General features: G+C 41.7%; 12 protein-coding genes, 6 tRNA genes and 1 pseudogene. 5 read left to right on the forward strand and 14 right to left on the reverse strand.

Features of this window, described 5'->3' with window-relative positions; genetic code table 11:
• Positions 1-33: 33 nt before the first annotated feature.
• The 6 genes and pseudogenes from AWW72_RS00290 to AWW72_RS00315 all read right to left on the reverse strand — a co-directional run.
• Positions 34-2085 (reverse strand): M13 family metallopeptidase, encoded by a 2052-nt coding sequence (locus tag AWW72_RS00290; RefSeq protein WP_062846085.1) that lies wholly within the window; start codon positions 2083-2085, stop codon positions 34-36.
• Positions 2086-2300: 215 nt separating this feature from the next.
• Positions 2301-3494 (reverse strand): peptide antibiotic transporter SbmA, encoded by a 1194-nt coding sequence (gene sbmA, locus AWW72_RS00295; RefSeq protein WP_004775330.1) that lies wholly within the window; start codon positions 3492-3494, stop codon positions 2301-2303.
• 228 nt (positions 3495-3722) lie between these two features.
• A complete protein-coding gene (locus AWW72_RS00300; RefSeq protein ID WP_062846187.1) occupies positions 3723-4703 on the reverse strand; it encodes a patatin-like phospholipase family protein in 981 nt (326 codons plus the stop codon).
• Between the two features lie 159 nt (positions 4704-4862).
• Positions 4863-6344, reverse strand: coding sequence for an alanine/glycine:cation symporter family protein (locus AWW72_RS00305; RefSeq protein ID WP_004775334.1), 1482 nt, complete (start codon positions 6342-6344; stop codon positions 4863-4865).
• 94 nt (positions 6345-6438) lie between these two features.
• Positions 6439-7674 carry a sodium/glutamate symporter gene (gene gltS, locus AWW72_RS00310; protein ID WP_004775335.1) on the reverse strand — a complete coding sequence of 412 codons (1236 nt, stop codon included), beginning with the start codon at positions 7672-7674 and terminating at the stop codon, positions 6439-6441.
• Positions 7675-7910: 236 nt separating this feature from the next.
• Positions 7911-8342 (reverse strand): annotated as a pseudogene (locus tag AWW72_RS00315) (hypothetical protein); the annotation flags it as partial.
• A gap of 425 nt (positions 8343-8767) precedes the next feature.
• Between AWW72_RS00315 and AWW72_RS00320 the strand changes: the two are divergent.
• Positions 8768-9472, forward strand: coding sequence for a nitroreductase (locus AWW72_RS00320; protein ID WP_062846087.1), 705 nt, complete (start codon positions 8768-8770; stop codon positions 9470-9472).
• Positions 9473-9498: 26 nt separating this feature from the next.
• Here AWW72_RS00320 and AWW72_RS00325 read toward each other — a convergent pair whose 3' ends face one another.
• Positions 9499-10713, reverse strand: coding sequence for a multidrug effflux MFS transporter (locus AWW72_RS00325; RefSeq protein ID WP_062846088.1), 1215 nt, complete (start codon positions 10711-10713; stop codon positions 9499-9501).
• Between the two features lie 143 nt (positions 10714-10856).
• On the opposite strand from AWW72_RS00325, the gene yccS reads away from it, so the two are divergent.
• The 4 genes from yccS (at position 10857) to AWW72_RS00345 (ending at position 17311) form a co-directional block, all read left to right on the forward strand.
• Positions 10857-13031: a YccS family putative transporter gene (yccS, locus tag AWW72_RS00330; protein WP_062846089.1), complete on the forward strand. Its 2175-nt coding sequence runs from the start codon at positions 10857-10859 to the stop codon at positions 13029-13031.
• 78 nt (positions 13032-13109) lie between these two features.
• The gene (locus tag AWW72_RS00335; RefSeq protein WP_005259343.1) at positions 13110-13694 is read left to right on the forward strand and encodes a YcxB family protein; all 585 of its coding nucleotides are present in this window, start codon (positions 13110-13112) and stop codon (positions 13692-13694) included.
• A 159-nt stretch (positions 13695-13853) separates the two neighbouring features.
• On the forward strand, positions 13854-16397 hold the full coding sequence (locus tag AWW72_RS00340; protein WP_062846090.1) for a PepSY domain-containing protein: 2544 nt from the start codon (positions 13854-13856) through the stop codon (positions 16395-16397).
• Positions 16398-16525: 128 nt separating this feature from the next.
• Complete coding sequence (locus AWW72_RS00345) at positions 16526-17311, forward strand: YdcF family protein (RefSeq protein WP_062846091.1); 786 nt, start codon at positions 16526-16528, stop codon at positions 17309-17311.
• 20 nt (positions 17312-17331) lie between these two features.
• Here AWW72_RS00345 and AWW72_RS00350 read toward each other — a convergent pair whose 3' ends face one another.
• The 7 genes from AWW72_RS00350 to AWW72_RS00380 form a co-directional block, all read right to left on the reverse strand.
• Positions 17332-17814, reverse strand: a complete 483-nt coding sequence (locus AWW72_RS00350; protein ID WP_004775348.1) for a DUF2750 domain-containing protein — start codon at positions 17812-17814, stop codon at positions 17332-17334.
• Positions 17815-17903: 89 nt separating this feature from the next.
• Positions 17904-17979: transfer RNA gene (locus tag AWW72_RS00355), tRNA-Val, on the reverse strand.
• Positions 17980-18119: 140 nt separating this feature from the next.
• Positions 18120-18196: transfer RNA gene (locus tag AWW72_RS00360), tRNA-Asp, on the reverse strand.
• 39 nt (positions 18197-18235) lie between these two features.
• Positions 18236-18311 (reverse strand) — tRNA-Val (locus tag AWW72_RS00365).
• 101 nt (positions 18312-18412) lie between these two features.
• Positions 18413-18489 (reverse strand) — tRNA-Asp (locus AWW72_RS00370).
• Positions 18490-18532: 43 nt separating this feature from the next.
• Positions 18533-18609: transfer RNA gene (locus tag AWW72_RS00375), tRNA-Asp, on the reverse strand.
• A 23-nt stretch (positions 18610-18632) separates the two neighbouring features.
• Positions 18633-18708, reverse strand: a tRNA-Val gene (locus AWW72_RS00380).
• Positions 18709-18748 lie beyond the last annotated feature (40 nt).

The following is an 18748-nucleotide window of genomic DNA, read 5'->3' on the forward strand; positions in this document are numbered from 1 at the left end:
TGCTTGATGCAGGTTTTTTTATTGAGTCTCGAATTACCAGATGCTGACCCGTTTTTCAGGCGCCAAATACATTTTGTCCCCTTCCTTAATCTTAAACGCATCATAGAACGGTGCTTGATTGACCAAAGCGCCATTGGCCCGAACTTTATCTGGCGAATGTGGATCTGTTTTTAAATATACAATCGCTTGAGCTTCTCGGGTCTTGGCACGCCAGACCTGTGCCCAGCCCATGTAGAAACGCTGCTCACCAGTTCGGCCTTCAATAACAGGTGCGGGCTTGCCTGCCAATGAAATTTGATAGGCTTTATAGGCAATCGATAGTCCAGAATTATCTGCAATATTTTCACCTAAAGTCAGTTCACCATTGACGTGATACCCTGCAATCGGTTCATAGGCATTGTACTGTGCCACCAAAGCCTGTGTTTTGGCTTTAAAGCGCTTGTGATCTTGGGCAGTCCACCAATTACGCATATTGCCCAATTCATCAAACTGACTACCCTGATCATCAAAACCATGACTAATCTCATGTCCAATGACACTACCGATGCCCCCATAATTAACCGCATCATCGGCATCGATATTAAAAAATGGCGGTTGTAAAATGGCGGCTGGGAATACGATTTCATTAGATGATGGATTGTAATAGGCATTCACCGTCTGCGGTGTCATAAACCATTCATCACGATCCACTGGCTTACCTAGTTTATCTAAATCATCTTGATGCTCAAACTCGCTGGCACGAATCACGTTGCCAATCAAATCACCCTCTTTAATATCTAGTGCTGAGTAATCACGCCATTTCTTCGGATAACCGACTTTAATCGACAAACTGGATAATTTCTTTTTGGCCTGTACTTTAGTTTCAGGACTCATCCAGTCCAATTGGCTAATACTTTGATCATAAGCCTGTATCAGGTTCTGAACCAATGTATCCATGCGTTGTTTTTTATCCGCAGAAAAATGCTTTTCCACATAGATTTTGCCTAGACCATCGCCCAATACCCCATTCACAGTTTGTACACCACGTTTCCAGCGCACTTCCTGTTCGGCAACATCACGTAAGGTCTTACCGTAGAAGGCAAAGCTTTCATCGACAAAGGCTTTACTCAGGTAAGGCGCAAAACTACTAATGAGATTCCATTTAAAATAAGCCTTCCAAACGTTTAAAGGAATTCGATCAATCACTGGATCAAGGGATTGAAAATAACTTAACTGGTTCACCTGAATGGTCTGGATTTTATCCTTCACCCCAACCGAGCTGAGATAGGTGTTCCAGTCAAATGTCGACGTCAATTTTTTTAGATCTTTGGTTTTATAAATATTATAACGCTTCGATAAATCACGATTCTGAACATTGCTCCACTGAATCTTCGCCAATTCCGTTTCAAGCGTTAAAATTTCTTTTGCATGTTGAGCCGCTTGCAAATCACCTGACAGTTGCAGCATATGTTCAATATGCTTGAGATATTTTGCACGCGTTTCTACAAATTTCTGATCGTCTTTTAAATAGTAGTCACGATCAGGCAACCCCAGTCGACGTTGCACCAATCCCGCAATCATCACATCAGAGCGCTTCATATCCTGTCCAATACTGATATCAAACGGCGTTCTGACGCCAATTCGAGAAAAATGCCCCATTAATTGGGCAAAACCTTGTTTACTTTGAAGTGCATCGACCCGTGCTAACTCTGGCTGCAAAGATTGAATGCCCTTCGCTTCAATCGCTTTTTCATCCATAAAACTGGCATACAGACTGGCAATCTTTTGCTCTACGCTGCCTGCTGCCCATTTTTGTGCAGTCAAGTCTTCAACGATGCGATGTAATTGATTGGTTGATAATTCATGTAACTCATTAAATGCGCCCCAACGAGCCTTGTCCGCTGGAATTTCAGTTTGTTTCAGCCATGTTCCATTCACATAATCATAAAAGTCATTATTTGCACTGCCATTCTGATCAATATACTGTTGATCAATACCTGAGATTTTTTGAGTTTGGGCGGATTGAATGACTTGAGCTGCCCAGACATTTATTGTTGTCGCAGTCAGCGCAACGGCCAAGGCACTTTTAAGCAATAAAGGTTTCATGATTTATCCTGTTTATTTAAGTTCTAAGCGATACAAGAGAAAAATGAGAGATCATTAATTTTATCAACAGACTATAGTGAAACACTTTTGCTGAATAAAGTCATTTTCCCTGCAATATATATTCACTTTTCACATAAAAACTAATACACAAAAAAATCATCACCAATAAAAAAGCCTTAGTGTTGAACTAAGGCCTTGCTATACAAATGACTGAACTAATCCAAGATTTTTTCAAAAGCTTTAAGACGTTTATGAATAGAGAGTAGCTCGATAATGGTTTTCCAAGAAGTAATCAGATATTGGAAAGAATCCCGTACATTACTAAAAACATTCACAATTTGCTGGAACAAACCAAGTGTTAACAAGCCCGCTGAAATGGATGGAAATAACACTACCAGCTTATATAAAATATCGAGTTGCCCATACCAATTTGCCGTCATATTGAAATAAGAATAATGAAAATAGAGACGGAAATAGTTTTTTCTTACTTGGGCAAATAACGCTTTTAATTTTGCTGGCTGAGCGTATTCAACGTGATCTTCACCATAGACCAATTCTTTACGGTAAGCTGCCTCAACTTTCTGGTTGTTGAACTGGAGACCTGGCAATTTTATCCCCACAACCATTAAAAGTATCGTTCCAAAAACTGCCCAGACTACAGCAGCCCAGACCAATGAATATTTAACTTCACCAATCAAAGGTAATGCTGGCACATGATTGGATAAGACAAAAAGTAAAGGTAAAAATGCAATTAAAGTCATAATCGCTTTAATAAACTCTACTCCTAAATCTTCAACAATCGTGGCAAAGCGCATGGTGTCTTCCTGTACACGTTGCGATGCACCTTCAATATGTCTGAGTTTTTCCCAGTTCTCAACATAGTATTCATTCATTGCTGTACGCCAGCGGAATACATAATGGCTGGTAAAAAATACATTTAGTGTTCCCAAAGTGACATAGACCATGGCAATCCATAAAAAGACTGTTAGCTCTTTATAGAGTCCCATGACATCCCCACCTTTTGCAGAGAGCATACTCTGCACTAAATCCCAGAAGGGTACGTACCATGCATTAATCGCGACGTTTGCTTGTACTGCAAACCAGATATTAAACAGGATAAAGGCGGAACCCCAGATCGACCATTTTTGCCATTTATTATCTGACATCAAACGCCAGAACCCAGCGAATAGCGCTGTAGCAGTAAAGAACCAGCAATAAAACCAGATAAATGAAGGTGTCCAAAACCGGCTGACATCAATCGGTAGTTCAGCATCGGCATAGCCTTTAGGAAAACCAAGATACTCTCCCCAACTATGCCCACCGGTATACCAGAGCAACATATTGAGAGATAACCACACAATCACTGAAATAAAAAACAATCGTGGATTAGGAAAAAAAGACTTAAACATCGTGTTTAACAATCCTTGTTGTGCTGCAATTAACTTTAATGCGTCATCCTATGACTCAAAACTTAAAACTATCTGATAGAAAAGTTTTATGATTTGTAGTTATTTACTATTTTTCTGCACTTTTTAATAGCATTTTGTAGAATATTTATAACTTATTCTTATAGAAAATTCATTTTAGTAAATGGACTCAACGACTTAAGCCCATGTATAAATATGAAGAATATCAAGTTATCTTGATAAAGAACGGTTTTGCTGTACCGCCATATTTTGCTGATCGGTCTTTGAAAAAACTGTTTTACTTTGAATGGCCCATTGAATATCCGCCAGTTTTTCATTGGCTGCATCAATCCCTGCCTGCATGGTCGACTCTCGACCTTTCACATCAAAAATATGCGCTTTCTCACGTAGATCAGGTTGAATCACAATATCTGCTTCTTTAAGCTCTTCTTCAGCCAGACGACCTTGCATAATGTTAATATTCTGGTTAAACAAGCCCCATACATTGGTGGTTTCGGTATGGATCGGCTGAGCCAGAATGTCTACTGCAATCACCACATCTGCGCCCAATTCGCGTGCCACCTGCACAGGTACAGGACTGACCAGACCACCATCAACATATTCCACATCATGAATCATGGTCGGCACAAACATACTTGGAATCGAAGCAGAAGCACGAACAGCCTGCCCTGTATTGCCATAGTTAAATACGGTTTTTGTGCCATCCTTTAACTCTGTCGCGACCACATAGAGCGGGATTTTCAGCTTTTCTAAGGGTGTATTGTGAACTTGCTGATTGATATAGTCTTCAACCTTTTTGCCATCAAAAAAGCCTTTCAGACTCAGATTGACATCACGGACATCATTGGCTTTTAGCTTCAAGGCAATATCACGTAATTCAGCTGCACTTTTTCCACTGGCATAGATTGAACCCACAATACTACCCGCACTGGTTCCCACGATAAAATCAGGACGAATGCCTTGTTGCTCTAAAACTTCGATCACACCAATATGGGCATAGCCACGCGCCCCACCACTTCCAAGCACCAGAGCTACCACAGGACGCTTTTGTTGCTGTTTAATATAGGTAAATGGTTGCGAAACAGCATGTGCTTGAGCATCTTCCACAGCAGGACTTAAATGAGTTGTCGTTTGGCAACCCGCCAAGGTCACCATTGAAAGCGCAAGCGTCCATAATTTAAGCTGTTTCATACGCAGTGTTGCCATATTGACTATTTTTCTGTGTCGGATTTTAGCGCCAGCACATTTGAAAAGATGTATCAATTTCTTTGCATTTGTCATAAAAACTTCATAAAAAAAGTCCCTCGAAAGGGACTTTTTTCATTGATTCAATGTGTTATTAAAAGCAAATTACCAAATATCAGAACCGACTTTTTTCTTCAGTTCTGGATAGTTATCAATTTTGAATTCTGGCTCTTTAATGCCTTTCTTCAACTGTGAGGTATAGTCTTTCAATAAAGTACGCGCCATTGGTGTTAACAATAAGATTGCGATCAAGTTAATGGTTGCCATGATCCCCATGAACAAGTCAGCCATAGACCAAACTAACGGAACGCTACCAATTGCACCAAAGTACACCATCACCAACACAAAAATTCGGAAGATGAACATGACTTTTGGATTGTTATTGATGAACTGCACATTACTTTCCGCATAAGCATAGTTACCTAACACGGCTGAATAACAGAACAAGAATAAGAGAATCGCAAGGAAGTCACCGCCCCAGCTGCCCACTTGAGACTCTAAAGCACGTTGAGTTAATTCAACACCCACGAAGCCTGCATCATGGTAAACACCAGAAACAAGGATAATGATCGCAGTACTTGTACATACAATGAAGGTATCTACGAATACGCCAAGCATTTGAACCAAACCTTGGTTCACAGGATGTTTTACATCAGAAGCTGCGGCAGCATTCGGAGCCGAACCCATACCTGCTTCGTTTGAGAACAAACCACGCTTGATCCCTTGCATCATTGCCATAGAAATCATGGCACCGAAGAAACCACCCGCTGCTGCGTTGAACTGGAACGCTTCAGTGAAGATCAATTTGAAAATGCCAGGAAGAAGTTCATAGTTGCTCAGTGCAATATATAAAGCAACGGCTAAATACAGACCTGCTTTTAATGGAACAAACATTTCAGCAAATTTAGCGATACGTTTAATACCACCAAAAATTGCGAGTGCCACTAAAACAACAAGTGCCAGACCAACCCATGAGATTTCAAGATCAACACCACCTAGGTGCGCAACAAGATTGGCTTTGTCCCAGCCCCATGCATGTGAAGAAGCGTTGGCAATCGCATTGATCTGAACTGAGTTGAATACGAAACCATAAGTAAAGATCAGTGCAAGTGCGAAGATCACACCAAAGGTTTTACTGCGTAAGCCTTGAGTAATATAGTAAGCTGGTCCACCCCGAAACTGCTTGCTATTACTATCTCTCACTTTAAATAACTGAGCAAGCGAAGACTCAATAAAAGCTGAGCTCATACCCAATAATGCAGTAAACCACATCCAGAACACGGCGCCAGGTCCACCAATCGCAATCGCAATCGCAACACCCGCAATGTTACCTACACCAACACGGCTTGCTAAACCCGTTACAAATGCCTGAAAGGGTGTAAGTCCGTGTGAATCTTTCTCTTCACCTTTAGTACGACTGCCCTTCATCACCTTGATACTGTGAAAGAACATTCTAATCTGCACAGCTTTCGTCGCAACGGTATAGAAGATACCCACTGCAAGAAGGAAAACGACGAGGAAGTCCCATAAAGGATCATTGAAAAAACTTACCCAAGCCATCAGGGTGTCATTTAATTTTTCATTCATCACTTATTCGCTTTTAAATATTTTATGTACATCCGTACATATACGATAACAATGGATGAATCAAAAAAGCCCCGTTGGGGGCTTTTGATCCGACTTAGGCAAAGAATTTCAAAATTAATTGAATTACTGTTGCGTTAATTAAATCAACGAAGAACGCACCACAAAGCGGAACAATCAGGAACGCTTTATGAGATGGTCCATACATGTTGGTAATTGCCTGCATGTTTGCAACTGCTGTTGGTGTTGCCCCCATACCAAAACCACAGTGACCAGCTGCCAATACAGCGGCGTCGTAGTTTTTACCCATGACACGGAAGGTCACGAATGCTGCATACAATGCCATAGTAATAGTTTGCGCACCTAAAATTACGACGAGCGGCCCAGCAAGATCTGCCAACTGCCATAATTTAAGCGAAAGCAATGCCATTGCTAAATAAAGTGACAATGACGCGTTACCAAACACATCAATTGCGCGATCAAAGATATCAATCTTTAATACGCTTTCTAAGATATTACGTAAAATAACACCACCACCGAGTGCCCAAACGAAAGTTGGTAACTCGAACCATGTTCCCTTACTAAAGCCAGTCATGAACTCTGCAAATGCAAGACACGCAGCAAACATACCTAAAGTAGTAATGGCATTATCAGCAGTGATTAAACGGACTTGATGTGGATTTTCAAATGGTGCCAGTTCGTCAGGATGCTGATCTAAATGCGTATCGCGGTTTTTGATTTCTGCTGGTGTCTGTGCTTGAGCAAGGCTATAACGGTTAATCAACAATTTAGCCAATGGACCACCGATAATACCACCGATAATCAGACCAAACGTTGCACTCGCCATACCTAACGCCAAAGCACCTTGAATCCCATGTTGAGTTTCAAGAATCTCACCCCATGCACCTGCTGTACCGTGTCCACCTGTCAATGTGATTGAACCTGCAATCAGACCAACCAGCGGATCGATACCCAGCATCGTTGCCAAACTCATACCGACAGCATTCTGAACCACGATAAATGATGCAACGCAGACCAGGAAGATCACCAACCCGATACCGCCTTCTTTAAGCTTCATGAAATTGGCACTTAAACCAATAGAAGCAAAGAAGATCAACATAAAACTGGTTTGTAACTCGCTACTAAAGACAATGCTATAACCCCAAAGCGAATGCACAAGTAGCGAAACTACCGCAGCAACAAGACCACCTGCAACAGGCTCAGGAATGTTATAGCGTCTTAAAAAATCAATTTTATTAACGAGCAAACGCCCTAATAACAACACGATAACGGCTGAAATCAGGGTATAAAAACCATTAAAAGTAAATTCCATATCTTCTTCCGTTTATTTCACCAGTTCCTTTGATGGCTTGTCCCCACCTCAAAACTGCTAAAATAGTAACTCTCAAAATGAGTGAAAACTCAATCAACTTTATAAAAAGCATACAGTCCGATATAAGAACCTTTTACACATTATAGTGATTCAATTTTCACGGATGATTTTCATCTGCAGGATAGATGGCTTAGAAGTTATAGCAAGCCATTGCCCCTACACGATTATCTTTACCCTCGGTCGCTATTCTTTTCAGCGCCTTCCAGATCAACCTTATTGATGCGGTTAAAAATACCATCGCCGCCTTTTGATTGATACAAAGCATTACCACGCAAGAAACCATAAAGCTTTACTTCTGCACCAGATGCAGCGCTAAAACTTAATGGAGATTTTTTCGGGGTATTAGCCGCGACAACAGCAGGAGTATTTTGATTATTGGTGGTAACCCCTGTACTAGCAGGAGCTACGGCAACTTGAAGGGTATCATTTTGTTGTTTTGCTTGGGGAACATATTGCTGTAATAAAGCGCTTAATTCCTTCACTTCATCACGAAGTTGCTGAATCTGTTCTTGCTCTGAAGCAGCATGTGTACTGTTCATCATTAAGGTTGCAACAGTAATTGCCAGACCTTGCATTACGAACGGCTTACGGATGAGAGATAAACTCATGAGAAGCTCCTTGTATATAGTGTATATTTCAACAATTCCCACAGACATTGAACTGGATAAACTCAAGCTGTCTTTTAAATAGAAAATTCCCCCTCACCAGATCAGCAAGGAAAGCCTAATCAATTTTAAAAAGGGCGTATTATGCATAAATTTCGAATATTGTGTGTACTTTTTATTTAAAGAGTTTTATTGATTTCATTGAGTATGCATAAATATTATTTCGATTTCATTATGTTACCAATAGAATTATTTTTCACACAAATCAGACAAAAGATAGAAAACTCACAACAATTAGTGTTAATCCGCTAATTTATTTGCATATTTTTTACTCAAGCCTATATTTATACCTAAAAAACTGGCAACAAAAAACACTTATTGATTTATAGTCTCCAGACATTAAAAAATCAAAATGTTGAGGAGTCTTCATGAACACGGAACAAGTCCGCCTTGTGGACGAGGCCATTACATCTCGTCACTCGGTACGTGCGTTTTTAGATACCCCTGTTGATCCCCAAACCATTAAAGATATCTTGACGGTTGCCAGTCGTGCGCCTTCTGGTACTAATGTTCAGCCATGGAAAGTCTATGTGGTGACAGGGCAAAAACGTGCTGAAATGATTGATCGTGTTTGTGCAGCACAAATCGAACTTTTGCAAAAACCTGAACTGGCTGCCCAATATCAGGAAACTTTTGCCTACTATCCTGAAACCTGGATTTCACCGTTTATTGATCGTCGTCGTGCCAATGGCTGGGGACTTTATGGCTTGCTCGGCATCCAGAAAGGCGAAAAAGAAAAAATGGCAGCGCAGCAATTGCGTAACTTTCAGCTATTTGATGCGCCTGTTGCCTTGTATTTTACCGTGAATAAAATAATGGGTATTGGTTCCAAAATGGATATTTCCATGATGCTCCAAAATGTCATGGTGGCTGCCAAAGCGCGTGGTCTGGATACTTGCCCACAAGCCGCATGGAATCATTTCCACCCAATCGTTTTAGATATTTTAGGTGCACCAGAAGACGAAGAACTGGTATGCACAATTGCTTTGGGTTATGCCGATCCTGACCATATTGTGAATACTTTCATTACGCCACGCGAGCCTGTTGAAAACTTCACCGTCTTTTTAGATTAAACCACTAGAAATGCAGCAGTAGTTCTTTAGCTAGAACGACTGCTTTGCAACTTACCCACTTTTAAAATCGCCAAGAAACCTGCGCTGGTAAATAACAGCATCATGATACCCATATTCAGGGACGCTTTCCAGAGCAGGAAATTCAGGATAATCCCCGCCAATAGACCGCAAGCAAATTGCATACTGCCCATAATCGCACTGGCGGTGCCTGCACGTGCGCCTTGTTGAGACATTGCCAAAGCCATCGCATTCGGCCCCGTTAAACCGATGCCAGACACCACCAAGAACAAGCCAGACATGAGTAACCACAATGGCGCATGCACCATAAAGCCCGCCCCTAGCACAATCAACGCGCCAAAACACTGAATCGCACCACCCAGCTTTAAACGCTGGAAAATGCCCATACGGGTATTTAAATGTTTATTAATCGACGACATCAGCATAATGCCTGCCGCATTTAAGGCAAAAGCATAAGAGAAATTTTGCTGAGATAAACCATACTGTCCCATGAAAACAGCTGAAGCAGAGCTGATATAGCAGAATAAGGCAGCACCTGTTAAACACCCCGCAAACATCGGCACACGGAAACTCTCATCCTTTAAGATCGCCCCATATAATGTTGTGACTTGATAGACCGATAATTTTAAACGACGCTCAACGGGCAAAGATTCTTTAAAGAAGAAATGTACACAGAACCAGCAAATTACACCAATAATAGCCAAGCTAATAAAGATCGCTTGCCACGGGAAGAAATTCAGAATCCACGCCCCAAACATCGGTGCGAGAATTGGAGCTAATCCCATCACAATCATCATGCTGGAAAATGCTTGTGCAGATCCTTGCATGTCCAGACGGTCACGAATTGCAGCGCGTGCCATCACGACGCCTACACAGCCACCTAAAGCCTGAAAAATACGGGCTGCGATCAGGGCCCATTCATTGGTTGCAAACACACAAGCCAGACTGGCGATGGCATAAAGCGCCAAGCCAAAATAAAGAGGGGTTTTACGTCCAATTCGGTCACTGACAGGGCCATAAATCAACTGACCAATTGCCAGACCCAAGAAATAGGCAGGTAAGGTATTGGCAACCATTTGCGTACTTACCCCGAATTCATCTGCCATTTGAGGCAAAGCAGGTAAATACATATCAATGGATAACGGCCCTAACGCAGTTAACAAAGCAAGCAACATAATCCATGCTGTTGAATATTGACGTTGATTGGTTTGCTCGGCCTGCATACTGCCCCACTTTAACAAATTTTGGAATATTCTAAGCTTAGCATCCCCACCAGATTTGTGCATAATATTAACGTCTGCGAACACTTTATCCCTGTGAACAGTCACGATGAAAATTCAATTGTAGAATACAAGAAGGACAACCCTTGAATCCTTGGTTCGGACGTTTAAAACAAACAACCTATAACACCACGTTTATGTATAACGTGCGTATGTTAATTGCCTTTACAGGGACAGCTTTTGTTCCTTATTTATTAGATTATCAACTTGCAACGATTCCCTTAACATTAGGTGTCGTCGCTGCAGCGATTAGTGATATTGATGACCGCTTCTCTGTGCGCATCATGAATCTGATTTATACCTATATCGGATTTTTTATCACTGCTGCATCGGTTCAACTGTTATTCCCCTATCCTGTTGCCTTTGCAATCGGATTAATTGCCTCATGTATCGGCTGGATCTTACTTGGTTCACTCGGGCGACGTTATGCCACGATTGCTTACGGCTGTCTGGTCACTTCCGTCTATACCATGTTGGGTGTGCATTTATTTGAGCAATGGTATGTTCAACCCGCCCTGTTGGTCGCAGGTGCGGCTTGGTATGGCTTACTCTCCACCATCAGTTTCCTGCTTTTTCCTGTGCGGAAAGTTCGGGATCAGCTTTCGGCTTCCTATTCTGCGCTGGGGAGTTTCTTATTTGCCAAGTCCAACCTGTTTGATGTGGATATGACCCCATCCAGTTATCAACAAAGCATGATTGATATTGCCATGGAGAATGGCAAGCTGGTGGCGATCTTTAATGATCTGCGTATGTCACTGTTAACTCGTCTCAAAGGTGACCGCGGTCAAAAGGACACACGGCGTAGCCTGCAATATTATTTTGTAGCTCAAGATATCCATGAGCGTGCAGATTCTGCGCATATTGATTATCAGAAACTGGCAAAAGTCTTCCAGCACAGCGATATTCTGTTCCGTTTCCAGCGCATTCTTTCCATTCAAGGCAAGGCCTGTCAGGATTTGTCTCAGTCGATCCTTAGTCGTACCCGTTATGTCCATAACAAACGCTTCAAGCATAGTTTTGAAAATTTAAGGATGTCGTTGGAAAAACTGCGCGAAGATGGACATTATGATCAGGTGCGGATTAATGCATTGTTTGCGCTATATCAGAACCTGAAATCAATTGATGCACAATTACAGAATTTGGAAACCGAACGAAATCTGCAAAAAATCAATGCACAGCATGCAGAAAGCCAGCTCAAAGACGACGATCTCAAAGGCTGGAATGACATTATTGTGCGTGTCAAACAACATCTCTCACCTGAGTCGGTGTTATTTCGCCATGCTGTCCGTTTATCGATTGTGCTGTTTATCGGCTATCTATTTATCCAGATGACGGATATCGCCTATGGCTACTGGATTCTGTTAACCGCACTGTTTGTTTGCCAACCCAACTTTAACGCCACCAAACGCCGTTTGTATTTGCGAATTGTCGGCACCTTGGTCGGTATTATTGTCGGTCTTGCGATTATCTATTTTATCCCTTCGATTGAAGGACAACTGGTCATGCTGGTGCTGAGCGGTGTGCTATTTTTAGAATTGCGCAGTAAACAGTATGCACAAGCCACTGCCTTTATTACCATTTTAGCCTTAATCAACTTTAATCTGGATGGCTCAGCCTTTGCAGCAGGTTTTCCACGCTTGATTGATACGGTGATTGGTTGTGCTCTGGCTTGGTTTGGTGTCAGTTTTATCTGGCCAGACTGGAAATTCCGCAGACTGCCCCGCTCGATCCGTCGTTCTTTACAGGCGCAATGTAAATATCTTGCAGAAGTGGTCGAGCAATATCATCATGGCCGTAATAATGCCCTGAATTATCGTGTTGTCCGACGCGCTGCTCACAATACTGATGCAGAGGTGGCTTCGCTGATTTCAACCATTGCCACCGAACCGAATATTGATGTAAACCAAAAAAGTCTGGCCTTCGAGTTTCTATGTCTCAGCCATACTTTTTTAAGTTATATCGCGGCATTAGGGGCACACCGTGAAAAAATTCAGGATAAGGAAGTATTATCCCTACTTGATCAGGCACTGGATGATATTCAAGGTGCATTACTCAGAGATGAAGTTCCTGATTTATCAGCACAAAACATGATGCAAACCATTCGTGACCGTCTAAGCCGCAATGAAGAAAATGATCAAAACTCATTAATTATCTTGCAGCAACTGTCATTGATGCTAGGTGTACTGACCCGTTTAAGTATGCTGAAACAAAGCCTGAGTCATGAACCAAATGAAGACGGCACAGAGTATGCATCGCTCTAATCATTCACCATTGGCATAATATCTTTGCATGCCAATAGGTGTTAAACTTAACCCAGTTCTAAACTCATTTTTTACACTATGACCGCCAAAACGCTATACGCTTATACGCTACAACCTGTTCCTTACGAAGTTTCTGAAGCTGAACAACGTCAAGCTCAACTTATGATTTGGCGTAGTACCAACAAATTCAGCCGCAAAGCATGGATGATTATGATTGCACTTGTTGTGCTTTCTTTAGTTGCAGCAGGACTTATTAAATATTACTCAACCTACTCTACCGTGATTTGCTGGGTAGTGATTGTGAGTGTGGTTCTTTTTTATTTGATCAAGAAATTTGGTCTGGAGTGGTACGTCAAACGTAAAATGACTGAATTCCCTGTTCAGGAAATTAAAGGTTTACGTTTAGGTGTACAACCGCATGGTATCGTGATGCGTCAAAAAGTTGGCCTGCAAGAAGGCACAGCGACAATTGGCTGGAAAGATATTTATGAATGGTATAGCTCACCAGACTTTATCCTTGTAAATTTCAAGGTAAAAACACCAAAAGGTGAAGAACAGCAAGGTGCTTATATTTTGCCAAAACGTATGGATTCAAAGAACTTTTCTTTCAATACCGTTCGTAAGCACTTAAATGAAACTGTAGGCGCGCCTAAATCGATTTAAGACACGGATGAACAAAAACCTCTCGCAATGAGAGGTTTTTTTATTGCCCGTAAAATAAATGAGAATCAAAATCAATATTACCTGCAAAATCCACAATGTATTCTTATTCTTGAGTTATAATTTTTTACATGAATTCCACTCTATTTACATTTTTTGACCATGTTTAAAAAAGTTTTCTTCCAGATTCACTGGTTTTTAGGGATCACCGCGGGGCTTATACTCTCTTTAATGGGCGTAACGGGGGCGATTTACTCTTATGAACCACAAATTCTCAAATGGATTAATCAGGACAGCTATGTTGTTGAAGTGGCTCAATCACCCAAATTAACACCTGCCCAGCTTTATCAACATTTCAACCAACAACAACCAGAAATCGAAATCAACAGTATTACAATCGCTTCTGATCCCGCTGCCTCTTCCACCGTCAATATCAAAAAAGAAGGTGCGCGTCGCGGTTATAACATGATGGTCAACCCATATACAGCGGAAGTCTTACCCGAGATTAAAGGTCGTGATACGTTGCAATTTATCCAACGTTTACACCGAAATTTAACTGCAGGTGAGTTTGGTGCACAAATTACGGGTGCTTCTACCCTGATGCTGATTTTCTTTGTATTGAGTGGACTCTATTTACGCTTTCCAAAGAAACATACTTTTAAACAATGGTTCTTTATCAAACCCAAGTTAAAAGGCCGTAATTTTATTTGGGATCTACATGCCGTTGTCGGTACATGGGTGGTTATCTTCTATCTACTGTTTGCCTGCACAGGCTTATATTGGTCGTATGACTGGTGGCGTGCGGGTATGTTCAAAGTCATGGGCGTCGAACAACCACAACGTAACCAACAGCACAATGAACCTAGAAATAGAAAGCATAAAGAAGAAGGTTTATCGACCCAGCAGGTCAATACCATCCTGACCCAGACTTGGACAGGTGTGAATGCTCAAATTGGTCGTGAATATTCAACGTTGACCTTAAATATTCCAAAGCGTGATGATGCAAAAGTTGAAGTGTCTTTTGTGGATATCATCCCGCAACACGAGCGCGCACGAAATCAGGCCGTCTATAATTACCAAGATAAACAGTTTGAAAAATTTGAACTGTATGAAGACAAAAAGCTCAATGAAAAAATCATGAGCAGTATGCTTCCTGTACACCGCGGTAGTTTCTTTGGTTCGACCTATCAATTCATTGCGATGCTAGCATCACTGACCATGCCACTGTTTTTCGTAACTGGCTGGATGTTGTACTTAAAGCGTCGTAAACAAAAGAAACTCACTCAAGCCGCACGTCAATCACTTGGTACTCAACAGATTGATCCAAATGCACAACCTTGGCTGATTACTTACGCGTCTCAAACAGGTGTCGCAGAGCAACTGGCGTGGCGTACAGCGACAAGCTTACAAGAAGCACAACAACCAACCACCGTAAAACCGATTCAACAGCTTACTGAACAAGATCTGCTACAGGCACCACAGGTTTTATTCGTGATCAGTACCTATGGTACTGGTGATGCACCAGACCTCGCCTCAAGTTTTAGCAAAAAGCTGATGCAGCAAAATCTTGATTTAAGTCACATGCAATATGCAGTGCTTGCGCTTGGCTCAAAAGAATATGCAGAAAGTTATTGCAGCTTTGGCTATGCAGTTGATGCATGGTTAAAACAATCTAAGGCACAACCGTTCTTCGATCTCATCGAGGTAGATAACGCCAATGCCAATGATATTCAGCGCTGGAATGAAGCACTTTCAGTCGTGACCAAGCATGAATTACATGCCATGAATATCGAAAAAGTCTTCGATCAATGGACATTAAGCGAACGCACTCTACTCAACCCAAATAGTGTAGGCCAAGCGGCTTACAATATTGAACTGACCACAGCTTCGGATATGACGTGGCATGCGGGAGATATTGCTGAGATTCAGCCAGCAAATAGCCAGACAGATATCCAAAACTTTTTGGTTAAACACCAAATTGCAGCAAAGACTGTTGTTGAATCTATTAACCAGACTATTGCACAGGCACTTTGGGATAAAAATCTACGTGTTGAAGTTAAACCTTTCAATACTGTAGAAGAATTATTAGCTCAGCTTCCAACTTTGCCAACGCGTGAATATTCAATTGCCAGTATTCCTGCCCAACAGCTATTAAGACTGGTGGTACGTCAAAACCGTGATGAAAATAATCAGCTCGGTTTAGGTTCTGGATGGTTAACCGAATATGCGCCACTTAAACAACCGATTGCATTACGTATCCGCACCAATGAATCGTTCCATTTAATCGATGATAACCGTCCAATTATCTGTATTGGTAATGGTACTGGTATCGCAGGTTTAATGAGCCTGTTACAACAGCGTAACCGACAAAATTATACTGCCAACTGGCTCATTTTTGGTGAACGCCAACGCGAACATGATTTCTTCTATCAGGAAACGATTGAAGCGTGGAAAAACATGGGTACATTGCAACGACTTGATCTCGCTTTTTCAAGAGATCAACAACAGCGTATCTACGTACAGGATGTTTTACGTAACAATGCAGAGGAACTGTTGAAGTGGATTCAGCAAGGCGCTGTGATTTATGTATGCGGTAGTATTGAAGGTATGGCCTCAGGTGTAGACCAAGCTTTAACGGATATTCTCGGTGAAGCAACGCTGGATGAATTACGACAAGCAGGTCGTTATCGCCGCGACGTTTACTAACGTTATTCTTTTCTAAAAAACGGGTGCCAGTCACTCGTTTTTTTATTTTCCTAATACAATCGGAGAGTTTGCCTTTCTTTTAATTTTGCATACACTTAGCACGGTTCAAATCGACTACGATTAAGATTATGCAAATAAGTTCATGGGTTCGTGTTTTTCTCGCCCTTATTGGTTCAGTTTTATTTTTAGATGGCGCTATTCTCATCGCATTTAAAAAGATTCATATTGGTACAGTACTCCCTCTCCTGCTTGGATTATTTTTCTGCCTATATTCTTACTTCTATTATCATATTGAGCGTTTCTTTTTCTACCACTTCCGTTTGCATTCAATCTGGCGTTTTGGCTGGCTCTGTTTTTGGGCATGGTTAATTAGCTTAGGCTATTTCTTTGATTATCTTGCTGACAACAATGCAAAAACACAACATGTTTTACCCGTAAAGGCCATTATTGTTTTGGGTAGCGGTGTAGAAAATGGAGAACCGTCGGCGACGCTGGCAAAACGTTTAGACCGTGCGGCTCCTGTTGCCCTAGCTCAGCCAGATGCGAAACTGGTAATGACAGGCGGGATTGATTATGGTGAAACGGATAGCGAAGCCGTGGTGATGTCTCGTTATCTACAGAAGCAATATAATATTCCTATGTCACAAATCATTCTGGAAGATAAAAGTACCAGTACTGAACTCAATCTGAAAAACAGTCAGGCTTTATTACAAGCCCAACACATCAATATCCAGCAACCTATTGCAATTGTGACCAGTGATTTCCACACCTTAAGAGCTGCTGCAATTGCCAAGAAACAAGGCTATCGAGATATTATCTTGCTCGGTGCAACCACGCCTTTAGCTACACGCTATAACGCCTGGTTAAGAGAATATTTTGCGTATGCCAGCGGCTGGTTGCTGGATGAATATTGATTCAGGTTTTTCTGTTCAAATTATGATGAAGCTGAGTTATGCAAACGAATATCTCGAGGCAACGGAAGCTTTAACTCAGCAAACACATCCGGTCGTTGTAAATAAATCTGGTATAAAAAATTCTTAATATCTAATAATAAAGCATCAGGGGTAACCAGCAGGTTATTCCCTTCAGGTGTTAAATCCAAAGATAAAATCGTGTTATTTTCTTTTAGAAAGGGAATCATCTTCTCAATAAAAGCCAATAAGGGTACTTCCTGAATTTCGTATTGCGCCCAATTGTCTTTAATCAATAATTTCGCCAAGCTTTTATTTTGCCATACAGATAACGCATGCTGCCCCGATGGTGTCGAACATAAAGCCCAGCCATCATGATAGAGCGCAATCACGTGACGTTGCATAATAATATTTTGAATAAATTGACGGTATGTATCTTTGAGCGAAGAATTAGCAGGTGTAGCTTGAGATTTCGACGCAGCCTTGCGTTGATAAGGATTTCTCATAAAGTACTTCATATTAGAATCATTATATTGACGCTAATCATAAAATAACTTTGTATTGATTACAATGATATGAGATTGGGGAAGAAATATGGTGGGCGCTGACGGGATCGAACCGCCGACATTCTGCTTGTAAGGCAGACGCTCTACCAACTGAGCTAAGCGCCCTGAGCGAGGATCAACAAAGCGAAGCTTTGTCTGAGCGCAAGAGAAAAATCTTTGATTTTTCTAATGGCATCTCGTATCAGAGATCAAGTATAAAAATACTTGTTTAAAACTAACATTCTCTTAAACCGATATCAAGAGAATGGCGCAGCGGACGGGGCTCGAACCCGCGACCCTCGGCGTGACAGGCCGATATTCTAACCAACTGAACTACCGCTGCACTGTATTACTTCCATAGAGAAGTAAATGTCACAAATTATGGTGGGCGCTGACGGGATCGAACCGCCGACATTCTGCTTGTAAGGCAGACGCTCTACCAACTGAGCTAAGCGCCCTGAGCGAGGTAACAAATCTAAAGCAATGCTTTAGGAATTTGTTTGAATAAAAAGAATAAATTCTAATTTACTCAACTCTATCCAATCTTGCAATCTTAAAGTGGCGCAGCGGACGGGGCTCGAACCCGCGACCCTCGGCGTGACAGGCCGATATTCTAACCAACTGAACTACCGCTGCACGATAATTTTGCAATCATGGCAAACGAATATTAAAACTTAAGTGGCGCAGCGGACGGGGCTCGAACCCGCGACCCCCGGCGTGACAGGCCGGTATTCTAACCAACTGAACTACCGCTGCACTTGAGTCTTAACGTAAAGGCTTGGTGGGCGCTGACGGGATCGAACCGCCGACATTCTGCTTGTAAGGCAGACGCTCTACCAACTGAGCTAAGCGCCCTTAACGTCTTCATCGTTTGTGAGGTGCATTATAGAGAATC

It is taken from the genome of Acinetobacter sp. NRRL B-65365 (assembly GCF_001605865.1).
In the GTDB taxonomy this organism is placed as follows: domain Bacteria; phylum Pseudomonadota; class Gammaproteobacteria; order Pseudomonadales; family Moraxellaceae; genus Acinetobacter; species Acinetobacter vivianii.

Excerpts from the sequence above, each read along its gene's own strand:
- AWW72_RS00335 (WP_005259343.1), top strand. The coding sequence starts at position 13,110 with ATGACCGCCAAAACGCTATACGCTTATACGCTACAACCTGTTCCTTAC.
- gltS (WP_004775335.1), bottom strand. The coding sequence starts at position 7,674 with ATGGAATTTACTTTTAATGGTTTTTATACCCTGATTTCAGCCGTTATC.
- AWW72_RS00320 (WP_062846087.1), top strand. The coding sequence starts at position 8,768 with ATGAACACGGAACAAGTCCGCCTTGTGGACGAGGCCATTACATCTCGT.
- AWW72_RS00325 (WP_062846088.1), bottom strand. The coding sequence starts at position 10,713 with ATGCAGGCCGAGCAAACCAATCAACGTCAATATTCAACAGCATGGATT.
- sbmA (WP_004775330.1), bottom strand. The coding sequence starts at position 3,494 with ATGTTTAAGTCTTTTTTTCCTAATCCACGATTGTTTTTTATTTCAGTG.
- AWW72_RS00290 (WP_062846085.1), bottom strand. The coding sequence starts at position 2,085 with ATGAAACCTTTATTGCTTAAAAGTGCCTTGGCCGTTGCGCTGACTGCG.
- AWW72_RS00340 (WP_062846090.1), top strand. The coding sequence starts at position 13,854 with ATGTTTAAAAAAGTTTTCTTCCAGATTCACTGGTTTTTAGGGATCACC.
- AWW72_RS00305 (WP_004775334.1), bottom strand. The coding sequence starts at position 6,344 with ATGAATGAAAAATTAAATGACACCCTGATGGCTTGGGTAAGTTTTTTC.
- AWW72_RS00345 (WP_062846091.1), top strand. The coding sequence starts at position 16,526 with ATGCAAATAAGTTCATGGGTTCGTGTTTTTCTCGCCCTTATTGGTTCA.
- AWW72_RS00350 (WP_004775348.1), bottom strand. The coding sequence starts at position 17,814 with ATGAGAAATCCTTATCAACGCAAGGCTGCGTCGAAATCTCAAGCTACA.
- AWW72_RS00300 (WP_062846187.1), bottom strand. The coding sequence starts at position 4,703 with ATGAAACAGCTTAAATTATGGACGCTTGCGCTTTCAATGGTGACCTTG.